The following is a 21,142-nucleotide window of genomic DNA, read 5'->3' on the forward strand; positions in this document are numbered from 1 at the left end:
AGGCCCTCGCCGCAGGACGAGGGCCTTCCGGGGTCCACAGGGGGCAGGGCTGCGAGGTCAGAGCGCCGCCCCGAAGAGCATGCCGAGTCCGTACGTGAGGGCCGCGGCGGCACCACCGAGCACGAGCTGACGCAGTCCGCTGAACCACCAGCTGCGCGCCGTCACCCGGGCCACCAGGGCGCCGCAGCCGAAGAGCCCGAGGAGCGCCAGCAGCACGGCCGGCCACAGCGCGCCGGCGCCGAGCAGGTAGGGCAGTACGGGAAGCAGGGCGCCGAGCGCGAACGAGGCGAAGGACGACACGGCGGCGGTCATCGGCGACGGGAGGTCGTCGGGGTCGATGCCCAGCTCCTCACGGGCGTGGATCTCCAGCGCCTGCTCCGGGTCGCGGGACAGCTGCATCGCGACCTCGCGGGCGAGCGCGGGCTCGACACCACGGGACACGTACAGCGCGGCGAGCTCCTCCATCTCGTCGATCGGGTGCTTGCGCAACTGGCGGCGTTCGACGTCCAGTTCCGCCTGGACGAGTTCGCGCTGCGAGGCGACGGAGGTGTACTCGCCGGCCGCCATGGAGAAGGCACCGGCCGCGAGTCCGGCGAGGCCGGTGATGACGATGGTCTGCTGCGAGACCGCGCCACCCGCGACACCGGTCATCAGCGCGAGGTTGGAGACCAGTCCGTCCATGGCTCCGAACACCGCCGGGCGAAGCCAGCCGCCGTTCACATCGCGGTGCGTGTGGTTGTCGCGGTGGGCTTCGTGCAGTGGTGCCTGGACTTCGATGATGGACATGCCTCTCCCCTGTCTCCTCCGGCGGGCCGGGCTGCACCCGCCGCCCCCGCACCCTCGAAAATACGCCCGACGTAAGGGGCGCGCCAGCAAGGCAGGCCGTACTTAGTAAGGCTGACCTTGCTCTTCTGGCGGGGTGCCAGCCGGGTGACAGAGACGTTTCTGCGACGTCATCGCCTCCCGATGTGGCAGAGATTCAGGAACCGTGAAAGGGGTGCGAGATGGTGAGCGAGACGGCAACGACGGCATGCGATACGCGCGAGCGCGCGCGGGGCGCACTGCTCGGCCTCGCGGTCGGTGACGCGCTCGGCGCGCCGGCCGAGAACATGCGCCCATCGGAGATCCGCCGCCGTTGGGGCCGGATCGAGGGCTTCGTGACGGACAGTCCGTCCGGCACGGACGACACCGAGTACGCGATCTTCTCGGGGCTGCTGCTCGCCCGGCACGGCTCGGCACTGACCGTCCAGCACGTGGAACGGGCCTGGCACCACTGGATCGCGGACCTGGACGAGGGCCCGTTCCGCGGGGCGGGCTTCAGCGAGCGCGGCACGCTGGAGAACCTCCGGCGGGGCCTTGCCGCACCCATCTCGGCCCAGCACCGGCACGCGTGGTCGGACGGTCTGGCGATGCGGGCCGCGCCGTTCGGGGTCTTCGCGGCGGGCCGTCCGTCGGAGGCGGCCCGGCTGGTCGCCATCGACGGCACCGTGAGCCACGACGGCGAGGGCATCTACGGCGGCCAGGCGGTCGCGGCGGGCGTCGCGGCGGCGATGGGCGGCGCGTCGGTGACCTCGGTCATCGCGGCGGCCCTCTCGGTGGTCCCGATGGACTCCTGGACAGCCCGCTCGATGCGCCGCGCGGTGGTGGCGGCGCAGCGGGTGGACCCCGATCCGCTGGTCCGCGAGCGGACGGTCCGCTCGGCGGTGGTCATCGGCGGCTACCCGTGGACGGACCTCGCCCCGGAGGCGGTGGCTCTCGCGTTCGGCGCCTTCGCGGCGGCCCGCGGCGACTTCCGCACGGCGGTCCTGACGGCGGTCAACATGGGCCGCGACGCCGACACGACGGCGGCGGTCGCGGGCGCGCTCGCGGGCGCCGCGTCGGGCGTCTCGGCGATCCCGGAGGAGTGGGCGACGGCGATCGCCCCGGTGACGGGCAGCTGCCTCCCGTCGATGCGGGGTTACCACGTGCTGGACATCGCGGACCTGCTGACGGCGGACGAGGAGGAGGCGGCATGACCACCACGGACCCCACCCACCGCGCCTACGGCTCCGCCCACGCCGCCGCGACGGTTCCGTCCCCTGTGGGCGTCTGCTCCGCCGGGGCGCTGGGGGTCCCAGCGGACGAAGTCCGGGAGAGGGCGGGCACAGACCACGAGCGCGGCGCCCTGGACAGGGCCGCCCCCCACGGAAGCCCGGACGGCGGACCCGGAGCCGCCCCCCACGGAAGCCCGGACGGCGGACCCGGAGCCGGCGCCCAGGACGGACGCCCCGGCACCGCCAAGATCGCCGGCCTCCTTCTCGGCCTCGCGGCGGGCGACGCCGCCGGCTGGCCCGCGGCCCGCCACCGCGCCGCCCGCATGCCCGAGTGGACCCGCCGCCTCACCCGCGAACTCGACACCTTCGCCGAACAGAACGCCACCACCACCCTCCCCGTCCCCATCGCCCTCAACCAGCCCCCCGAACCCCTCCGTCTCGGCCCCTCCGACGACGCCGAATGGGCGGTCTTCACCGCCGAGGCGGTCCTCGCCGCCACCGGCCCCCTCTTCGCCACGCTCCCGCCGGAGCGCCGCCTGCGGGCCGCCGTCGACCTCGCCTGGAACTCCCTCGCCGGCCAGGTCGCGGCCGCCGCAGACCGCGCCCCCGAGGTCGAGTCCGCCGTCCTGCCCCTGCGCGCCCGGATCTCCGTGCGCGCCGGGCTCGGCAACCTCGCCACCGGGCTGCGTCCCCCCGCCACCGGCCACGACAATCCGCACTACTTCGACGACGCCGCCTGCGTCCGCGCCGCCGTGCTCGCGATCGTCCACCCGGGAGACCCGGTCGCCGCCGCCGAACTCGCCGAGTTCGACGCCCGGTACACCCAGGACGGCGACGGCGTCCACGGCGCCCGCGCGATGGCCGCCGCCGTCGCCGCAGCCCTCGGCGGTGCGACCGTCGACGAGGCCGTGGCGGCGGCCCTCGCGCAACTCCCGCCGACCACCGAGATCGGCCGCAACGCCCAGCAGGCCGTGAAGATGGCGCAGAACGCCGCGAGCGCCTTCGAGCTGGTCCCCCTCCTGGAGCACCAGATCGTCGACCACGTCTACAGCTACGGCATCGCCGCCGCCGAGACCGTCCCGGTCGCGCTGGCCCTCGCCCTCGCGGCGCGCGGCGAGGCGGCCGGGGCCGTACCCGCCGCCGCCTGTCTCTCGCGTGTCGCGGACTCCGCCCCCGCGCTCGCGGGCGCGCTCACCGGTGCGCTCGGCGGCGCCGGCGCCCTCCCCGTCACCTGGCGGGAGGCGTGTCGCAGGCTGGCCGGCTGCGCGCTCCCCCGCCTCGCGGGCACGGATCTCGTCGAACTCGCCGGGCTGCTCGGAGACACGGAACTGACCACCCCGGGTGGACAATTCCGGCATGACTCCCACACTGGATGACCGGATCACCGGAAGTCTCCTCGGGGCCGCCGTCGGCGACGCCCTCGGCGGCCCCGTGGAGGGCTACACCCCCGAGCAGATCGTCGAGCGCCACGGCGGCCGGGTCACCGGCGTCGTCGGCCCCTGGAACGGGGACGCCTGGCGCACGGCCCGTCCCATCGCGCCGTACCACAAGGGCGACGGGCACGTCACCGACGACACCTTGATGACCCACGCCCTGATCAGGGTGTACGAGAAGGTGCGTGACCATCTCGACGCGTACGCGGTGGCCGACCACCTCGTCCCCGAACTCATCGGCAACCCGGTCTGGATCCCCGAACTCGAAACGGAGGCGCTCCCCCTCCAGCGGGTCTTCCTTGCGGAGAAGTGGCTCGTGGCCCGACTCCACTACGGCCATGTCGATCCGCGCGAGGCGGGCAGCGGAAACATCGTCAACTGCGGTGCGGCGATGTACATGGCGCCCGTGGGTCTGATCAACGCGGCGCACCCGGAGGCGGCGTACGCGGAGGCGCTGGACATCGCGGCGCCGCACCAGTCCTCGTACGGCCGCGAGGCGGCGGGGGTGTTCGCGGCGGCCGTGGCGGCGGCGTGCGCACCGGGCGCGACCCCGGAGTCGGTCGTGACCGCCGCCGGCTCCCTGGCGAAGGACGGCACCCGCACGGCGATCGAGGCGGTCGCCGAAGTCGCGGCCCGGCACACGGACTTCGAGTCCGCCCTCGCGCCTCTTCGCCGGGCGGTGGCACCGTTCGACACGGTCGGACCCGACTACCGCGCGCCGTCGCTGGGGGCGCGCCGCCCGTCGCGGCTGCACGCGATCGAGGAGCTCCCGATCGCGCTGGGGATGCTGCTCGTCGGCGGCGGCGACTACCGGCGTACGGTCCTGGGCGCGGTCAACTACGGCCGCGACTGCGACTCGATCGCGACGATGGCGGGCGCGATCGTGGGCGCCCTGGCCGGCGAGGCCGCGGTACCGCCCGCCTGGGCGAAGCGGGTCGCCGAGGCGAGCCGTCTGGACCTGCACGCCCCGGCGCGGGCGCTGACGGCCGTCGCCCATGAGGTCTTCGCCCGCGACACGGCACGCCGCCGGGCCCACGAGTCCGCGTACGCGACCCTCACGGGCGCGGCAGTCCGATGAACCTGCGCGTCACCTGGGTCCAGCCGGAGGACCTCGTCGGCCACGAACTCCGCCAGGCGGCGGAGGACGGCCGCGACGCGACGGCCATCGCCGCCCGCTGGCACCAGGCGGGCGGCCACCCCGCGCCCCTGACGGCCGGCGCCTCCCCCACCCCCCGCCCCGACCTCCGCGACCTCGCCGCATCCCTCCTGGACCAGCTGTCGGCCCTCCCCGCCCCACCCGAAGAGCACGGGGCCGGCGCCCCAGGCCCCGTCGGCGTTGCGGGACGGAGCGGGCCGGCGGATTGCGGGCCGCTCCGCGACCGGCTGCACGCCGCCTGGCTCGGACGCGCCGCCGGCTGTCTCCTCGGCAAGCCCGTGGAGAAGCTCCCCCTCCCCGCCATCCGCGCCCTCGCCCGCGCCGCCGGCAACTGGCCCCTCACCACCTGGTTCACCGCGACCGGCGTCCCCGCGGAGCTGCTCGCCGCCCACCCGTGGAACCGCCGCTCCGCGGCCACCTCGCTCGCCGAGAACATCGACGGGATGCCCGAGGACGACGACCTCAACTACCCCCTCCTCAACCTGCTGCTCCTCCAGCGGTACGGCCGCGGCTTCTCCACCGCCGACGTCGCGCGCCTCTGGCTCGACGAACTCCCCGCCGGCCGCACCTTCACCGCCGAGCGCATCGCCTACCGCAACCTCCTCGACGGCATCGAACCCCCGCTGACCGCCGTCCACCGCAACCCCTTCCGCGAGTGGATCGGCGCCCAGATCCGCGCCGACGTCCACGGCTGGACGAACCCCGGCGACCCCGGGGCCGCCGCCGAGCAGGCGCACCGGGACGCGGCGCTCACCCACACCGCGAACGGCGTCCACGGCGCCCGGTTCGTCGCCGCGACGATCGCCGCCGCCGCGGGCGGCACGGCCGACGTCCACCAGGCCCTCGTCGCGGGCCTCGCCGTGATCCCGCCGCGCTCGCGGCTCGCGCGCGCCGTCCGCCTCGGTATCGAGGCGGCCCGCGCCACCCCCGACTTCGACGCCGTCGTGGACCGGCTCCACACCGCTCTCGGCGGGTACCACTGGGTCCATGCCGTCCCCAACTCCGCCCTCCTCGCCGCCGCCCTCACCCACGGCGCCGGCGACTTCTCGCGCACCATCTGCGCGGCGGTCTCCGGCGGCTGGGACACCGACTCCAACGGCGCCACCGCCGGTTCCGTCGCCGGGCTCCTCGCCGGCCACCCCGACCGGCTGCCGGAGCGCTGGACCACCCCGCTGAAGAACCGGCTCTCCACCTCTATCCCGTCCTTCGACGGCATCGGCTTCGACACCCTGGCCGAACTGACGTATCTGGAGGCAGTACGCCCATGACCAGCATCGTGGTGCTCGGCAGCACCAACATGGACCTCGTCGCCTTCGTCCCCCGGGCCCCGGCGCGCGGCGAGACCGTCACCGGACGGGAGTTCCGGACGATCCCCGGGGGCAAGGGCGCCAACCAGGCCGTCGCCGCGGCCAGGGCCGGCGCCGACGTGTCGATGATCGGCGCGGTAGGCACCGACGACTTCGGCGCACGGCTCCGGGCGGCGCTCGAAGCCTCCGGGGTCGAGACCGACCTGCTGCGCACCGTCGAAGGCCCCTCCGGCACCGCGCACATCGTCGTCGACGACGAGGGCGGCAACGCGATCGTGGTCGTCCCCGGCGCCAACGGCACCGTCGCCTCCCTCGACCACGGCGACGAGGCCCTGATCGCCAACGCCGGAACCCTGCTCCTCCAGCTCGAACTCCCCCTCCCGGTGGTCGTCGAGGGCGCCCTCACCGCCCGCCGCCTCGGCGTCCGTACCGTCCTCACTCCCGCCCCCGCGCAGCCGCTCCCTCCCGAACTCCTCGCCGCCACCGACCTCTTGGTTCCCAACGAACACGAGGCCGCCGCGCTCACCGGGGTCGCCGACCCGCGCTCCGCCGCCATCGCCCTGCTCGCCCAGGTCCCCGAGGTGGTCATCACCCTCGGCGCGGCCGGCTCCCTCTACGCAGCCCGCGACACCGAGCCGTTCACCGTCCCCGCCCCCCGCGTCCGCGCCGTGGACACCACCGCCGCGGGCGACACCTTCGTGGGCGCGCTCGCCGTCGCCCTCGGCGAGGGGCGGCCCGTCCGCGAGGCCATGTCCTGGGCGTCGACCGCGGCGGCGCTCTCCGTCCAGCACGAAGGCGCCTCGTCCTCGATGCCGTACCGCCCGGAGATCGACACGGCCCACGACTCCCTCGACGGCCAGGAGGTCGACGCCGTATGACCCGCACCCCCGACACCGCACCTCCCCTCGACGGGCTGCGCGTGCTGGATCTCGCCACCCTCTTCGCCGGTCCGCTCGCGGCGATGATGCTCGGCGACTTCGGCGCCGACGTCATCAAGGTCGAGCACCCCCGCAAGCCCGATCCGTCCCGCGGTCATGGACCCGCCAAGGACGGGGTCGGTCTCTGGTGGAAGGTCCTCGGCCGCAACAAGCGCACCATCACCCTCGATCTCTCCTCCCCCGGCGGCCGGGACACCCTGCTGCGTCTGGCCGCCGACGCGGACGTGATCGTGGAGAACTTCCGCCCCGGCACCCTGGAACGCTGGGGCCTGGGCTGGGAGGCGCTGTCCACCGCCAACCCCGGGCTCGTCCTCGCCCGGGTCACCGGTTTCGGCCAGTTCGGCCCGTACTCCCACCGTCCCGGCTTCGGCACCCTGGCCGAGGCCATGAGCGGCTTCGCCGCCATCACCGGCGAACCGGACGGTCCGCCCACCCTTCCCCCCTTCGGCCTCGCCGACTCGATCGCCGCCCTGGCCACGGCGTACGCGGTGATGACCGCACTCACCGCCAGGACGGCCACCGGCCGCGGCCAGGTCGTCGACATGGCCATCATCGAACCGATGCTCTCCGTCATCGGGCCCCACTCCCTCTGGTACGACCAGCTCGGTTATGTCCAGCCCCGCACCGGAAACCGCTCCCGCAACAACGCTCCCCGCAACACGTACCGCACGTCCGACGACTGCTGGGTCGCCGTCTCCACCTCGGCCCAGTCGATCGCCGAGCGCGTGCTCCGGCTGGTCGGCCGCCCCGAGCTGATCGACGAGCCCTGGTTCGCCGACGGAGCGAGCCGGGCCGCTCACGCGGACGAACTCGACGAGGCGGTCGGCACCTGGATCGCCCGCCACACCCGTGAGGAGGCGATGGCCGCCTTCGAGAAGGCCGAGGCGGCGATCGCGCCCGTCTACGACGTCCGGGACGTGATGGAGGATCCGCAGTTCCGCGCCCTGGACACCGTCACGGAGGTCCCGGACCCCGAGCTGGGACCGATCCGGATGCAGAACGTCCTCTTCCGGCTCTCCGAGACCCCCGGCGGGATCCGCTGGGCCGGGCGCCCGCACGGCGCGGACACGGCCGAGGTCCTCACCGAGCTCGGCCTCACTCCGGCCGAGATCGGCGCCCTACGCGGCGAAGGAGCCGTATGACCGGTACGCACTTCCCCCTCACCTGGCTGTACGCCCCCGGGGACCGCCCCGCCGTCGTCCAGAAGGCCCTGGTCTCCGGCGCGGACGTGGTGATCGTCGATCTGGAGGACGCGGTGGCCCCGGACCGCAAGGCGTACGCGCTGGCCGCCACGGCCGATCTGCTCGCCGATCCCCATCCCGTACCGATCCATGTCCGCATCCACTCCCCACGCGACATCCCCTCCCTGGCCCCCCTCCCCGGCCTCCGTGGTCTCCGTGTTCCCAAGGTGACACACGCCACTGACATCCACCGGATCGCCGAGGTCACCTCCGGTCTTCCGCTCTACGCGCTCCTGGAGAACGCGCTCGCCGTCGAGCGGGCGTACACCATCGCCACCGCCCATCCCTCCGTCCACGGCATCGCCCTCGGCGAGTCGGATCTCCGCGCCGATCTGGGGGTACGGGACGACTGCGGCCTCGACTGGTCGCGCGGCCGCCTGGTCGTCGCCGCCCGCGCGGCGGCGCTCCCGCCCCCGATCCAGTCGGTCCATCCCGACATCCGCGACCTCGACTCCCTGGCGGCGGGCTGCGCACGTGGCCGGGCCATGGGCTTCCTCGGCCGGGCGGCGATCCACCCCCGCCAGCTCCCGGTCATCGAGCAGGCCTACCTCCCCACACCCGACGAGATCGCCGCGGCCGAGGAGGTCGTGAAGGCGGCCCAGACGGAGGAGGGCGCCCTGGCCCTCCCGGACGGCCGCTTCGTCGACGCGGCGGTCGTCGAGGGCGCCCGCCGTGTCCTGACCCTGTCGGCGCGAACCGCCTGACCACGGCGCGGGCTCCGCCCGAACGCCGCAGGGCCGCCCGGACCCATCGGTCCCGGCGGCCCTGTGGCGCGGTTCTGCTCGGTCAGCCCTTGGCGGCGGACTCCGTGCCGTTCGCGGGCGCGTCGGTCGGCGCGTCGGTCACGGCCTCACGTCGGGCGGTCCCGGCCTCGTCCTCACCGTGGCCCTCACCGTCCGGCGGAGAGATCTCGGTCTCGTCCTTGGACTCGATCGCGGCCGCTCCCTCGCCGTCGCCGGCCGGCTTGTCCTTCTCGGGCTCCACGATCTCCTCCCGTCCCGGGCGGAGCCGGGACGAGATCACGATGTACGCGACGGCCAGGACGAAGACGCCGATCGCGGTCCAGACGTTCAGCCGGAGGCCGAGGATGTGGTGCGCCTCGTCGACGCGCATGTACTCGATCCAGCCGCGGCCCGCGCAGTACGCGGCGACGTACAGCGCGAACGCCCGTCCGTGGCCCATCCTGAAGCGGCGGTCGGCCCAGATGACCAGGAGCGCGACACCGATGCACCAGAGCGACTCGTAGAGGAAGGTCGGGTGGTAGATCCCTTCCTCGCGGTTGGTGCCGGCGGAGATCTCCAGACCCCAGGGGAGCGTGGTCTCCTTGCCGTACAGCTCCTGGTTGAACCAGTTGCCCCAGCGGCCGATGGCCTGGGCGAGGGCGATGCCGGGAGCGATCGCGTCCGCGTACGCGGGCAGCGGAATGCCGCGCCGACGGGCGCCGATCCAGGCGCCCACCGCGCCGAGCGCGATGGCGCCCCAGATACCGAGGCCGCCCTCCCAGATCTTGAAGGCGTCGACCCAGTTCTCGCCCTCGCTGAAGTACAGCTGGTAGTCGGTGACGACGTGGTAGAGCCGACCGCCGACGAGACCGAAGGGCACGGCCCAGACGGCGATGTCGGCCACGGTGCCGGCTTTGCCGCCCCGGGCGATCCAGCGCTTGTTGCCGATCCAGACGGCGACGAAGACACCGATGATGATGCAGAAGGCGTAGGCGCGCAGCGGGACCGGTCCGAGGTGGAGAACACCGGTCGACGGGCTGGGAATGTAGGCAAGGTCCATGGCAGAACCGACGCTACCTTGCCGGGCGGGCGTGGGGGCAGCCCACCCGGCAACGTCTGCGTAACTAAGCGGATCACCACGGCGAACGTCAGCCCGCCGCGGGCGAGGCCGTGCCCGGCTTCTTGCCCTCGTTCGCCTCGGCGACCCACTTCTTCAGGTTCTCCGGGGAGATCTGCTCGCTCCCCTTCGACGGGAAGATCGATTCTCCGTTGAGCAGCACCGACGGCGTGCCCTGGAAGTCGCCCTTCTGGAAGGCCTCGTTCGACTTCCCGACCCAGCTGTCGTGCGTACCGTCCTCGACACAGCTGCGGAAGGCCGGCGTGTCGAGCCCCGGCACCTTCGCCGCGAGTTCGATCAGCTTGGCGTTGTCGCCGAAGGCGTCGTCCGGCTCCGGCGGCTGGTTGATGTACAGCGTGTCGTGGTACGCGGTGAACTTCCCGGCGTCCTGGGCGCAGGCCGCCGCGTTCGCGGCCCGGAGCGACCCCTGGCCCCCCATGTTGCGGTCGATGAGGGTGGCGAGGTGGTACTCGGTCTTGAGCGCGCCCGAGGCCTCCAGCTCGTGGATCGTGTCCCGGAACGCGTTCTCGAAGGAGGCGCAGGCCGGGCAGCGGAAGTCCTCCCAGATCGCGAGCGTGGACGGGGCGTCCGACGCCCCCGTGGGGATCGCGGGCTTGTCCCCCTCGATCGCACCGGTGGGGGCGACGACCGGTCCCGCCTTGTCCGAGCCGCCGTCGTCGCCCCCGGTGTTGGCGGCGATCACTCCGGCGACCGCGGCCAGGCCGAGGACGCCGACGACCGCGGCCGACACGATCAGGACCCGCCGCTGCTTCTCCCTGGCCTTCTCGCGCTCGCGCTGCTGCTGGAGGCGCTCCCGCGCACTCCGATTACCGTCACTGTTCTTCTGGCTCACGCCCTCAGCAACGAACCGGGGAGGCGCGTCCGCGCCTCCCCGGTCACAGATCCACCCGTACGGGTTACGAAACGCGACGCACGCCCTCGGCGAGTTCGGCCGCCAGTTCCCTTACGGCGGCGAGTCCGGCGGCCTCTCCGTCGGCGTCGAGCATCCGCTTGACGAAGGCGGAGCCGACGATGACGCCGTCGGCGAAGCCCGCGACCTCCTTGGCCTGCTCGGCGTTGGAGACGCCGAGACCCATGCAGACGGGCAGGTCGGAGGTGGCGCGGGTGCGGCGGACGAGGTCGGCCGCCTCGGCTCCGACGGACTCGCGGGTGCCGGTGACACCCATGAGCGAGGCGGCGTACACGAAGCCGGAGCCGGCGGCCGTGATGGTGGCGAGGCGCGCGTCCTGGCTGCTCGGGGCGACCACGAAGACGGTCGCGAGCCCGTGCTTCTCGGCGTGCTCACGCCACTGGGCGGACTCCTGGACCGGCAGGTCGGGCAGGATGCAGCCCGCGCCGCCGGCCGCGGCGAGCTCCTCGGTGAACCGCTCGACACCGTAGCGGTCGATCGGGTTCCAGTACGTCATGACCAGGACCGGCTTCCCGGTGGCCTCGAAGGCCTCGCGCACCGTGCGCATCACGTCGGCGATCCTGACGCCGCCGCGCAGGGCGATGTCGTCGGCGGTCTGGATGACGGGGCCGTCCAGGACCGGGTCGCTGTGCGGGAGGCCGACCTCGACGATGTCGGCGCCGCCGTCGAAGACGGCCTTGATCGCCTCGATGCCGCCGTCCACGGTCGGGAATCCGGCCGGGAGGTAGGCGATGAGAGCGGCGCGGTTCTCGGCCTTCGCCTTGGCCAGCGTGTCGCTGAGGAGCTGGATGTTGCCGCTCACTTGGTGTCCCTCCGGATCTCGCCCGCGCCGTCCTCGGCGGCGGCGTCGGCCTCGACGGGGGCCGCGTCGGTGTCGTACAGCCCGAAGTAGCGGGCGGCGGTGTCCATGTCCTTGTCGCCACGCCCGGAGAGGTTGACGACGAGCAGGCCCTCGGGGCCCAGCTCCCTGCCGACCTCGAGGGCCCCGGCGAGCGCGTGCGCGGACTCGATGGCGGGGATGATGCCCTCGGTACGGGAGAGCAGCCGCAGGGCCTGCATGGCAGCGTCGTCGGTGACGGCGCGGTACTCGCCGCGGCCGGTGTCCTTGAGGTACGAGTGCTCCGGGCCGATGCCCGGGTAGTCCAGACCCGCCGAGATGGAGTACGGCTCGGTGATCTGGCCCTCGTCGTCCTGGAGGACGTACGACCGCGAGCCGTGCAGGATGCCGGGCTCACCGGCGGTGAGGGTGGCGGCGTGCTCGCCGGTCTCGACGCCGTGTCCGGCCGGCTCGCAGCCGATGAGGCGCACGTCGGTGTCGGGGATGAAGGCGTGGAAGAGGCCGATGGCGTTGGATCCGCCGCCGACGCACGCGATGGCCGCGTCGGGGAGGCGGCCCGCGCGCTCCAGGATCTGCCGGCGGGCCTCGACACCGATGACGCGGTGGAAGTCGCGGACCATGGCGGGGAACGGGTGCGGCCCGGCGACGGTCCCGAAGAGGTAGTGCGTACGGTCGACGTTGGCGACCCAGTCGCGGAACGCCTCGTTGATGGCGTCCTTGAGGGTGCGGCTGCCGGACTTCACCGGGACGACCTCGGCGCCGAGCATGCGCATCCGGGCGACGTTCAGCGCCTGGCGCCGGGTGTCGATCTCGCCCATGTAGATGGTGCATTCGAGCCCGAAGAGGGCACAGGCGGTGGCGGTGGCGACACCGTGCTGACCGGCGCCGGTCTCGGCGATGACACGGGTCTTGCCCATGCGCTTGGTGAGCAGGGCCTGGCCGAGGACGTTGTTGATCTTGTGCGAGCCGGTGTGGTTGAGGTCCTCGCGCTTGAGGAACACCCGGGCACCGCCGGCGTGCTCGGCGAACCGGGGGACCTCGGTGAGGGCGCTCGGACGGCCGGTGTAGTGGACCATCAGGTCGTTGAGCTCACGGGCGAACTCGGGGTCGGCCTTGGCCTTGTCGTACTCGACGGCGACCTCGTCCACGGCGGCGACGAGCGCCTCCGGGATGAACTTGCCGCCGAAGGCGCCGAAGTAACCCTCGGCGTTCGGAACCTGACCCTCCGGGTCCGGAATGAAGAACTCGCTGGACATGCGGCTGCTCCTCGCGGGGCGAGCGCCCCGGGGTGACGTTGCGGTCTGGTGGTCACGTGCTGCGCGCGACTCCGTCGCGTCCCGTGTGGGCAGTCGTCCCGCAGGGCTGGGGGTCCCCCCGGACGAAGTCTGGGGGAGGGTGGGCACACGGGACGGCACCCCGCGGGTGCCTCCGCTCCGGGTGCCCGGCGCCCACGAGGGCGGTGCGGTCACGGGGCGGGGCAGGCACGGGGCGGACGCGCCCGCCAGGGCGCCGTTCCGTTGTGCCCACCCTCCCCCAGAGCTGCCTCTGGGCGGTGCCCCCAGCCCTGCGGGAACGAATGCCCACAACGGGGCGAGCCTGGGTCAGGCCGTCGTGAGAATGCGCGCGGGGCGCGGGCGCCATCGCATCCCGTTGACCTGGCCGGGCTCGTCACCGATCACGTACCGCACCCGGCGGCCGTGGACACGGCGGGCGGGTGCGCGGCAGCCGCGCGGCCGGCAGCCCCGGGCCAGCGGGGCGTGGGCGGGCGCGGCGGCGGTACGGAGCCGGGTGCGCAGCGCACGGCTGGGCACCGCGGTCACCGCGCCCGCGCCGAACGCACCCGGGGCGACGGGGCCCTGGGTGGTCGGCGTGGCGCGGTGCGGGGTCATGGCGGGGTCAGCCCCGCCCGTGGCGCAGGGCCGGGTGGGCGCCGGCGGCCACGAGGTCGGCGACAGCGGCCTTCGGGTCGCGGCCGGTCACGAGGGACTCGCCGACCAGGACCGCGTCGGCGCCGGCGTTGGCGTACGCGATGAGGTCGTGCGGCCCGCGGACGCCGGACTCGGCGACCTTGACGATGCCGGCCGGGATCTCGGGGGCGACGCGCTCGAAGGTGGAGCGGTCGACCTTGAGGGTCTTGAGGTTCCGCGCGTTGACGCCGATGATCCGGGCGCCCGCATCGACGGCGCGCTCGACCTCCTCCTCGTCGTGGACCTCGACCAGCGGCGTCAGGCCGATGGACTCGGCGCGCTCGATCAGGGAGACGAGGGCCTCCTGCTCGAGCGCGGCGACGATCAGGAGGGCGAGGTCGGCGCCGTAGGCGCGGGCCTCCCACAGCTGGTACGCCGTGACGATGAAGTCCTTGCGCAGGACCGGGATGTCGACCCGGGCACGAACGGCCTCGAGGTCGGCGAGCGAGCCGCCGAAGCGGCGCTCCTCGGTGAGCACGGAGATGACGGCGGCGCCGCCCGCCTCGTAGTCCGCGGCCAGACCGGCCGGGTCGGCGATCGCGGCGAGCGCGCCCTTGGACGGGCTGGAACGCTTGACCTCGCAGATCACGGTGACGCCCTCGCCGCGCAGTGCGGCGACGCCGTCCTTGGCCTGCGGCGCCTTGGCGGCGCGCTCCTTGAGCTCGTCGAGGGAGACCCGCGCCTGCCGCTCTGCGAGGTCGGCGCGCACGCCTTCGATGATCTCGTCGAGCACACTCACGCGAGAGGCCCCCTTCCGGGACGGTGATGGTGACGGTGGTGCGGAGGAACCAGGTTCAGCCATGTCGATGGTATCCGCACCGGGGCTCCGGACTCGCATCCGGCCGAGACGCGTCCCACTTACTGGGACTTCCGGTGCGGGGTCAGGGGGCGAGCGCGGAGCCGAACGGAAGGTTCCGCACGAGGGTGAAGAGGGCGAGGAGGGCGCCGATCGCCCACCCCCAGGCGGGGGTGACGGCGATCCTCATCGGTACGCCGCGTACGGCGCGAATCAGCCACAGGGCCATGACGAGGGCGAAGAGGCCGTAGCCGACGACGGCGAGGGCGTTGGCGCCGAACGCGGCGGCGAGGTCGCCGTGGACGAAGGCGTGGGCACTGCGCAGGCCGCCGCAGCCGGGGCAGTACAGCCCGGTGAAGCGGAGCAGCGGGCAGACGGGATAGTGCCCGGGCTCGTTGGGATCGACGGTCGCCACGTACGCGAACGCGACGCCGACCCCGGCGAGCACCCCGCCCGGCACGACCAGCCGCCGCCCCACGGCCCACCCGGGGCGCCTGCCCGGGACACCGGGCTGCCCGGAGGCGTCCGCCGGGAGGCCCGGCTGCCCCAGGGGCCCGGCAGAGCCGGGCACGCGGCGGGCCGGCGGGCTCCCCACGCTCTGGGAGTCCCCCGCCGGACTCGCGGGTCCGGCGGCGCCCGCCGGGGATCCGGACCCCGCCCGGGTACCGGCGAGCGCCGCAGGCGCCGCCAGGGCCGGCGCAGGGGCCGCCGCGACCGCCCCGGGCTCGGGCTCGGCCGAGGCGGGGCCTGTCGCCGCTGTCGCGGCGGGGGGCTCGGAGGGCGGCGGGGTCGGGTGCGCGGGGGGCTCGGGTTTGGCGTCCACGCGGTGATTCTCGCGCCTCACGCGCGAAGGCGCAGCCCGGCCCCGCCGGACTGCGCCTTCGCGCGTGTTCGTTCGTCGCGTCGTGCGCGGGTCCGTCAGACGGTGCGCGCCTTCGCCGACGCCGTCTCGCGGGCCGCGGCGACCGCCGCCGACTCCTTCGGCATGCCCAGGCCCGCCACCTTCATCGCCAGGCCGATCACACCGCCCAGCAGGACGACGGCCATGCCGGCCCAGAAGCCGGCCACGTTGGCGGCCACCATGAAGACTCCGGCGATGCAGAAGCCGATGAAGGAGATGATGACACCGGTCCAGGCGGCCGGGGTGTGTCCGTGGGCGCTGCCCGCCATGAGTTGCTCCTCGTTGCTGTTGCTCGGTGGCTCGATGGTGAGGTCTCGCGTGCGCGGACACTCGTGGTTCATTGTCCCGCACACAGGGGCGCGAGGATGAATCGGGGTGGTGCGACGATCACGCGTCGCGTCCGGCCTCCGCGATCATCCCTCGCGCGTCGGGTCCTCGCCGCGGTCCAGGGCCTTCCACAGGTCCTCGGGCCGGTCCGGCGACGCGGCCGGCGCCCGGCGCGCGGCACGGGGCGTGCCGGTCCGCTCGTATCGCCCGCCCATCGTCGGCCAGCGCGTGCCGAACCGCAGCGCGAGCAGCCCCGCGACGAGGATCAGCAGCGCGCCGCCGGCCGTGACGTACGGCCACGCGGTGTGCGTGAGGTCCGAGACCGCCGCCGCGGTGTCGCCGGAGATCCGGGCCGCCTCGGCGTCCAGCGCGTCGCCGTCGGACGCGCCGAGGATCGCGGCGACCGCCGCTCCCGCGCCGCTCAGCGCGAGCAGGCCGGAGACCAGGGTGCGGCCGGCGCGGCGGACGGCGAAGACGGCGACGAGCGCGGCGAGGCCGACGATCGCGAGCGCCGTGGGCACGCCGGTGACGGTGCCGCCGTCGGCCTCGACGGGCACCGTGCCGCCGCCGACCGACGCCGTGCCCTCGGCCCAGATCTGGCCCGCTGACAGCAGCACGACGGTGGCACCGAGGGCGCCGAGCAGGAGAGCCGCGGCCAGGCTGCGGCGGCCGCCGGACGCGGCGGCGGCGCCGCCCGCGCGAGCGGCTCGGGGCTGGGGTACGGGAACAGCACTCACGTACCCCACTATCCCTTACGCCGTCATGCGCCGTTCATCCGGTTGGCGGTGTGTACGGCGCGGAGCACGGCGGCGGCCTTGTTGCGGCACTCGTTGTCCTCCGCGACCGGGTCGGAGTCGGCGACGACACCCGCTCCCGCCTGCACGTACGCGGTGCCGTCACGCAGCAGGGCCGTACGGATGGCGATCGCGGTGTCGGAGTCGCCGGCGAAGTCGAGGTAGCCGACGCAGCCGCCGTACAGTCCGCGCCGGGAGGGTTCCAGCTCCTCGATGATCTGCATGGCGCGCGGCTTCGGCGCGCCGGACAGCGTGCCGGCCGGGAAGCAGGCGGTGAGCACGTCGAAGGCGGTCCGCCCCTCGGCGACCCGTCCGGTCACCGTGGAGACGATGTGCATGACGTGCGAGTACCGCTCGATCGACATGAAGTCGACGACCTCCACCGACCCCGGCTCGCAGACCCGGCCCAGGTCGTTGCGGCCGAGGTCGACCAGCATCAGGTGCTCGGCCCTCTCCTTGGGGTCGGCGAGCAGCTCCTCGGCGAGGTCGTGGTCCTCCTGCGGGGTCGCGCCGCGGTGCCGGGTGCCGGCGATGGGGTGCACCATCGCCTGGCCGTCCTCGACCTTGACGAGGGCCTCGGGGCTGGATCCGACGACGTCGAAGCCGTTCTCGAAGCGGAAGAGGTACATGTACGGCGACGGGTTGGTGGCCCGCAGGACCCGGTAGACGTCGAGGGCCGAGGCGCTGCAGGGGGTCTCGAAGCGCTGCGAGGGGACCACCTGGAAGGCCTCGCCGGCCCGGATCCGCTCCTTGATGTCCTCGACGGCGTCCTGGTAGGCCTGGCCTCCCCAGAGCGCGGAGAACTCCGGCAGCTCGGAGGGCGGGAGCGCGGCGGGCACGGTGGCGACGGGGCGGGCCAGGTCGGCCTGCATGGCGTCGAGCCGGGCGACGGCGCCGGCGTACGCCTCGTCGACACCGGTCTCCAGGTCGTTGTGGTTGATCGCGTTGGCGATCAGCAGGACCGTGCCGTCCCAGTGGTCCAGGACGGCGAGGTCGCTGGTGAGCAGCATGGTCAGCTCGGGGAGTTCCAGGTCGTCCCGGGTGGAGTCCCCGATGCGCTCCAGGCGGCGGACGACGTCGTAGCCGAGGTAGCCGACCATGCCGCCGGTGAAGGGCGGCATGCCGGAGGCGAGGTCACGAGGAGTGTGCAGGGCCTCGACGGTGGCGCGGAGCGCGGCGAGCGGGTCGCCGTCCGTGGGGACGCCGACGGGCGGGGAGCCGAGCCAGTGCGCCGTGCCGTCGCGGACGGTGAGGGTGGCGTCGCTGCGGACCCCGATGAAGGAGTAGCGGGACCACAACTGGGCGGTGCGGCCGTTCTCGGCGGATTCGAGGAGGAACGTGCCGGGGCGCTCGGCGGCGAGCTTTCGGTAGAGCGCGACCGGGGTGTCGCCGTCCGCGAGGAGGCGGCGGCTGACGGGAATGACACGGCGGTCTGCCGCCAGCTTGCGGAAGGTCTCGAGATCCATGGCGCCAGACCCTACTTGCCCAGGGGCAGGACGTCGGCGTCGAAGCAGGTCCGCGCGCCGGTGTGGCAGGCTGCGCCGATCTGGTCGACCTTGACGAGCACGGTGTCGGCGTCGCAGTCGAGCGCGACGGACCTGACGTGCTGGACGTGGCCGGAGGTGTCGCCCTTGACCCAGTACTCCTGACGGCTGCGCGACCAGTAGGTGCAGCGGCCGGTGGTGAGGGTGCGGTGGAGGGCCTCGTCGTCCATCCAGCCGAGCATCAGCACCTCGCCGGTGTCGTACTGCTGGGCGATGGCCGGGACGAGTCCGTCCGGGCTGCGCTTGAGGCGGGCGGCGATGGCCGGGTCGAGATTGCTGCTCATGCGGCCATTGTGCCGTGGCCGGCGGGTGCGCCCGGATGACCGTCCACTGGGCGGACCACGGGCGGCGGCCGTACGCTGGCGAGCATGTCGACCCATGCGAAGCGTGAACGCCTTCTGCTCGCCGACCTGTTGGAGGCGGCGGGGCCCGATGCCCCGACGCTCTGCGAGGGCTGGCAGACCCGTGACCTCGCGGCCCACGTGGTGGTGCGCGAGCGCCGTCCGGACGCGGCCGCCGGAACGGTCGTGCCGGCGTTGAAGGCGCGGCTCGACCGGGTGCAGGCGGAGTTCGCGGAGAAACCGTACGAGGAGCTGATCCAGCTCATCCGGACGGGGCCGCCGAGGCTGTCCCCGTTCACGATCAAGCAGGTGGACGAGGGGGCGAACATCGTCGAGTTCTACGTCCACGCGGAGGACGTGCGGCGCGCCCAGCCGGAGTGGTCGGCGCGCGAGCTGGACCCGGTCTTCTCGGACGCCCTCTGGTCCCGTCTGGAGAAGGGCGCGAAGCTGCTGGGCCGCAGGGCCCCGGTGGGCCTGGTGCTGCGCCGCCCGAACGGCCAGACGGCGGTGGCCCACCGCGGCACCCCGGTGGTGACGGTCTCCGGGGAGCCGGGTGAGCTGACGATGTTCGTCTTCGGCCGCCAGGACCAGGCGAAGGTGGAGCTGGACGGGGAGCAGGACGCGATCGACCGTCTGCACGAGACGAAGCAGCTGGGGATCTAGGCGGGGCGGCGGGCGGCAGAGCACACGGAGCGCCGCCCGACCGCCATGGAGCCGCCCAGGCGCGGGCCGCCCAGGCCCGGCCGCCCAGGCGCGGGCGGCGGGCGGCGGGCATGGTGGGGCCTGCTGCCCGGGTCGCCTCCGGTGGCAGGCCCACCCCCCGGGCGAGGCGCGGGGCCGGTCAGGCGGCGTCCCCTCGGGGGAGTTCCGCGCGGCGCAGGGCCCGTACGGAGAGTCCGTACACGCCGCCGAGCGCGCAGACCGCGGCGCTGGCGGTGTACACCGGGGCGAGTCCCCACAGGCCGATCGCCGCCCCGGTGAGGGGGAAGCTCAGCGGGGCGACGCCGAGGCTGAAGAAGCTGGACACGGCTGTCACCCGCCCGAGGTACGCGGGGTCGCACTCCGTCTGGGTGAGCGCGCCGCAGAGCGCGCCGCTGAGGCCCGCGAGCAGGCCGACGGCGACGGACACGGCGACGGCGACGGGCAGCTGCGGTACGTAGGCGAGGGCGCCGATCGAGCCCGCGCCGAGGGTGATCGTCCACGCCATGACGGCCCCGGCCCGGGGTATCCGTCCCCGCACGGTCAGCAGCAGGGAGACGGCGGCCGCGCCGACGCCGAATCCGGCGAGGACCCACCCGATGCCGGCGGCGCCCCAGCCGCGCTCGTCGGCGAGGAGTGCGAGGCCGACGTTGAGGGGGCCGACGAAGCCGAGGTCACTGAGCGCGACGACGATCATCAGCGGGCCCAGGACCCGGTGCCGGCGGATGTAGCGCAGTCCGTCGGCGAGGTCGCGCAGCGCGGTGCCGTCACGGGAGGGCTCGTCGCCGGGCAGCGGGGTGACCCGGAGCCTCAGGAGCAGTGGCAGGGAGAGCGCGAAGAGGAGCCCCGCTGCCCCGAAGGCGGCCGCCGGTCCGCCGAGGGCGACGGCGAGACCGCCGAACGGGGCGCCGAGGACGAGCCCGGCGCGGTAGGCGAGGCCGCGCATCCCCTGGACGCGGGCGAGCTGGTCGCGAGGGGCGATCCGCGGCGGCAGCGCGCCGACGGCGGGCAGGAAGAGGGCGTCGACCGCGCCGAAGACGAGGGCCACGGCGGCGAGCACCCAGAGGGCCGGGCTCGCGAGGAGCACGAGGGCGGCCACGCCGAGGACGACGAGGCAGCGGACGGTGTCGGAGAGGACGACGACCCGGCGCGGCCCGAAGCGGTCGGCGATCACTCCCCCGCCGAGCATGAGCAGGGCTCGCGGCACGGCGCTGACCGCCATGACGAGCCCGGCCTCGGCGGGGGTTCCGCCGCGGACAGCGGTCCAGGAGAGGGCGAGGTGGTAGACGCTGTCGCCGAGGGTGGAGGCGGTGTAGGCGCCGACCCAGCGCAGGACGTTCGGGTCGCGGTGGGCGGGCCGGGCGGTTCGGATCGCGGTGAGCGCCGTCATGAGCGGTAGGGGAAGCCGTGGATGTGGACGGCGACGTTCTCGCGGCCCTCGGTGTCGCCGGCCCGCTCGGCGGCGCGGGCGGCCTGGTCGTACTTCTTGAGCAGCGCGTCGAGCTCCTTGCCGAGCGCGGCGAGTTCGGCCGCGGTCAGGCGGGGCAGCCACTCGGCGCTCAGGGAGGCCGAGCGCCACGCGTCGGACCAGGTCAGCCGCTCGTCGAGGAATCGGCGGTGGAGTGCGGCCCGCTGCTCGTCGATCGTGCGGCCGAGGGCATCGCTCGCGGCGACCAGCTCGGGGCTGTCCCGGACGTCCTCGTCGCGGATGGTTACGCCGTACGAGCTGGGCTGCCACCAGCGTTCGCGGCCGTCGCCGGAGCGTCCCGGTGCCTCCTCGATGAGGTCGTGCTCGGCCAGTTTGCGCAGGTGGTAGCTGACGAGGGAGACCGCCTCGTCGACCTGGTCGGCGAGCTGGGAGGCGGTGGCGGCGCGGGCGACGAAGAGGGCGCGGTAGAGGCGCATCCGCAGCGGGTGCGAGAGCGCCTTGAGGGTGCCGAGTTCGGTGACCCGGCGGTTCTCCTGCGAGTTCATGTCCACGACCGTAAATGCGAACGGAATCTTGCACAACAGAAATTGCACAAATAATCCTGCACTTCTGACGGGAAGAAAGGCCC

At 74.0% G+C, this 21,142-nt stretch carries 22 protein-coding genes; 8 read left to right on the top strand and 14 right to left on the bottom strand.

Features of this window, described 5'->3' with window-relative positions:
• Positions 1–57 precede the first annotated feature (57 nt).
• Positions 58–786 carry a VIT1/CCC1 transporter family protein gene (locus ACFUJR_RS16875; protein ID WP_383172129.1) on the bottom strand — a complete coding sequence of 243 codons (729 nt, stop codon included), beginning with the start codon at positions 784–786 and terminating at the stop codon, positions 58–60.
• Positions 787–1,004: 218 nt separating this feature from the next.
• Here ACFUJR_RS16875 and ACFUJR_RS16880 point away from each other — a divergent pair, with 218 nt between their 5' ends.
• From ACFUJR_RS16880 to ACFUJR_RS16910, 7 genes are read left to right on the top strand one after another with little or no spacing between them, the layout of a single operon-like run.
• Positions 1,005–2,015, top strand: coding sequence for an ADP-ribosylglycohydrolase family protein (locus ACFUJR_RS16880; protein ID WP_383172131.1), 1,011 nt, complete (start codon positions 1,005–1,007; stop codon positions 2,013–2,015).
• Positions 2,012–3,409 carry an ADP-ribosylglycohydrolase family protein gene (locus tag ACFUJR_RS16885; protein WP_383172133.1) on the top strand — a complete coding sequence of 466 codons (1,398 nt, stop codon included), beginning with the start codon at positions 2,012–2,014 and terminating at the stop codon, positions 3,407–3,409. The genes ACFUJR_RS16880 and ACFUJR_RS16885 overlap by 4 nt, the downstream gene beginning before the upstream one ends.
• Positions 3,390–4,544 (top strand): ADP-ribosylglycohydrolase family protein, encoded by a 1,155-nt coding sequence (locus ACFUJR_RS16890; protein ID WP_383172135.1) that lies wholly within the window; start codon positions 3,390–3,392, stop codon positions 4,542–4,544. The genes ACFUJR_RS16885 and ACFUJR_RS16890 overlap by 20 nt, the downstream gene beginning before the upstream one ends.
• Positions 4,541–5,890, top strand: a complete 1,350-nt coding sequence (locus ACFUJR_RS16895) for an ADP-ribosylglycohydrolase family protein (RefSeq protein WP_383172137.1) — start codon at positions 4,541–4,543, stop codon at positions 5,888–5,890. The genes ACFUJR_RS16890 and ACFUJR_RS16895 overlap by 4 nt, the downstream gene beginning before the upstream one ends.
• Positions 5,887–6,807, top strand: a complete 921-nt coding sequence (rbsK, locus tag ACFUJR_RS16900; RefSeq protein ID WP_383172139.1) for a ribokinase — start codon at positions 5,887–5,889, stop codon at positions 6,805–6,807. The genes ACFUJR_RS16895 and rbsK overlap by 4 nt, the downstream gene beginning before the upstream one ends.
• Positions 6,804–8,009 (top strand): CaiB/BaiF CoA transferase family protein, encoded by a 1,206-nt coding sequence (locus tag ACFUJR_RS16905; protein ID WP_383172141.1) that lies wholly within the window; start codon positions 6,804–6,806, stop codon positions 8,007–8,009. The genes rbsK and ACFUJR_RS16905 overlap by 4 nt, the downstream gene beginning before the upstream one ends.
• On the top strand, positions 8,006–8,812 hold the full coding sequence (locus ACFUJR_RS16910; protein ID WP_383172142.1) for an HpcH/HpaI aldolase/citrate lyase family protein: 807 nt from the start codon (positions 8,006–8,008) through the stop codon (positions 8,810–8,812). Before ACFUJR_RS16905 ends, ACFUJR_RS16910 begins: the two co-directional genes overlap by 4 nt.
• Positions 8,813–8,894: 82 nt before the next feature.
• Here the strand turns inward: ACFUJR_RS16910 and lgt are convergent, their stop codons facing one another.
• From lgt to hisI, 11 genes are all read right to left on the bottom strand, one after another.
• Entirely contained in the window at positions 8,895–9,890 is a 996-nt protein-coding gene (gene lgt, locus ACFUJR_RS16915; protein ID WP_383172144.1) for a prolipoprotein diacylglyceryl transferase, read from the bottom strand.
• A gap of 88 nt (positions 9,891–9,978) precedes the next feature.
• Positions 9,979–10,800 carry a thioredoxin domain-containing protein gene (locus tag ACFUJR_RS16920; RefSeq protein ID WP_383172146.1) on the bottom strand — a complete coding sequence of 274 codons (822 nt, stop codon included), beginning with the start codon at positions 10,798–10,800 and terminating at the stop codon, positions 9,979–9,981.
• Positions 10,801–10,864: 64 nt separating this feature from the next.
• Positions 10,865–11,680: a tryptophan synthase subunit alpha gene (gene trpA, locus ACFUJR_RS16925; RefSeq protein ID WP_383172148.1), complete on the bottom strand. Its 816-nt coding sequence runs from the start codon at positions 11,678–11,680 to the stop codon at positions 10,865–10,867.
• Entirely contained in the window at positions 11,677–12,972 is a 1,296-nt protein-coding gene (trpB, locus tag ACFUJR_RS16930; RefSeq protein WP_383172150.1) for a tryptophan synthase subunit beta, read from the bottom strand. The genes trpA and trpB overlap by 4 nt, the downstream gene beginning before the upstream one ends.
• Before the next feature lie 345 nt (positions 12,973–13,317).
• Positions 13,318–13,527, bottom strand: a complete 210-nt coding sequence (gene trpM / locus ACFUJR_RS16935) for a tryptophan biosynthesis modulator TrpM (RefSeq protein ID WP_383172154.1) — start codon at positions 13,525–13,527, stop codon at positions 13,318–13,320.
• A gap of 85 nt (positions 13,528–13,612) precedes the next feature.
• A complete protein-coding gene (trpC, locus tag ACFUJR_RS16940) occupies positions 13,613–14,422 on the bottom strand; it encodes an indole-3-glycerol phosphate synthase TrpC (protein WP_362369798.1) in 810 nt (269 codons plus the stop codon).
• Between the two features lie 142 nt (positions 14,423–14,564).
• Positions 14,565–15,029 (bottom strand): DUF2752 domain-containing protein, encoded by a 465-nt coding sequence (locus ACFUJR_RS16945; protein WP_383172156.1) that lies wholly within the window; start codon positions 15,027–15,029, stop codon positions 14,565–14,567.
• A 368-nt stretch (positions 15,030–15,397) separates the two neighbouring features.
• A complete protein-coding gene (locus tag ACFUJR_RS16950; RefSeq protein ID WP_383171774.1) occupies positions 15,398–15,649 on the bottom strand; it encodes an HGxxPAAW family protein in 252 nt (83 codons plus the stop codon).
• Between the two features lie 144 nt (positions 15,650–15,793).
• Positions 15,794–16,453, bottom strand: a complete 660-nt coding sequence (locus ACFUJR_RS16955) for a TIGR02234 family membrane protein (RefSeq protein ID WP_383171776.1) — start codon at positions 16,451–16,453, stop codon at positions 15,794–15,796.
• A gap of 14 nt (positions 16,454–16,467) precedes the next feature.
• Positions 16,468–17,967 carry an anthranilate synthase component I gene (locus ACFUJR_RS16960; RefSeq protein WP_383171778.1) on the bottom strand — a complete coding sequence of 500 codons (1,500 nt, stop codon included), beginning with the start codon at positions 17,965–17,967 and terminating at the stop codon, positions 16,468–16,470.
• Between the two features lie 11 nt (positions 17,968–17,978).
• The gene (gene hisI / locus ACFUJR_RS16965) at positions 17,979–18,329 is read right to left on the bottom strand and encodes a phosphoribosyl-AMP cyclohydrolase (RefSeq protein ID WP_383171780.1); all 351 of its coding nucleotides are present in this window, start codon (positions 18,327–18,329) and stop codon (positions 17,979–17,981) included.
• An 84-nt stretch (positions 18,330–18,413) separates the two neighbouring features.
• Between hisI and ACFUJR_RS16970 the strand changes: the two genes are divergently transcribed.
• Positions 18,414–19,049, top strand: coding sequence for a TIGR03085 family metal-binding protein (locus tag ACFUJR_RS16970; protein ID WP_383171782.1), 636 nt, complete (start codon positions 18,414–18,416; stop codon positions 19,047–19,049).
• Between the two features lie 178 nt (positions 19,050–19,227).
• Here ACFUJR_RS16970 and ACFUJR_RS16975 read toward each other — a convergent pair whose 3' ends face one another.
• Together ACFUJR_RS16975 and ACFUJR_RS16980 are read right to left on the bottom strand one after the other, a co-directional pair.
• A complete protein-coding gene (locus tag ACFUJR_RS16975) occupies positions 19,228–20,475 on the bottom strand; it encodes an MFS transporter (RefSeq protein WP_383171784.1) in 1,248 nt (415 codons plus the stop codon).
• The gene (locus ACFUJR_RS16980) at positions 20,472–21,059 is read right to left on the bottom strand and encodes a helix-turn-helix domain-containing protein (RefSeq protein ID WP_383450494.1); all 588 of its coding nucleotides are present in this window, start codon (positions 21,057–21,059) and stop codon (positions 20,472–20,474) included. Before ACFUJR_RS16980 ends, ACFUJR_RS16975 begins: the two co-directional genes overlap by 4 nt.
• Positions 21,060–21,142 lie beyond the last annotated feature (83 nt).

The sequence above is a fragment of the Streptomyces sp. NPDC057271 genome (genome assembly GCF_042668715.1).
GTDB lineage: Bacteria > Actinomycetota > Actinomycetes > Streptomycetales > Streptomycetaceae > Streptomyces.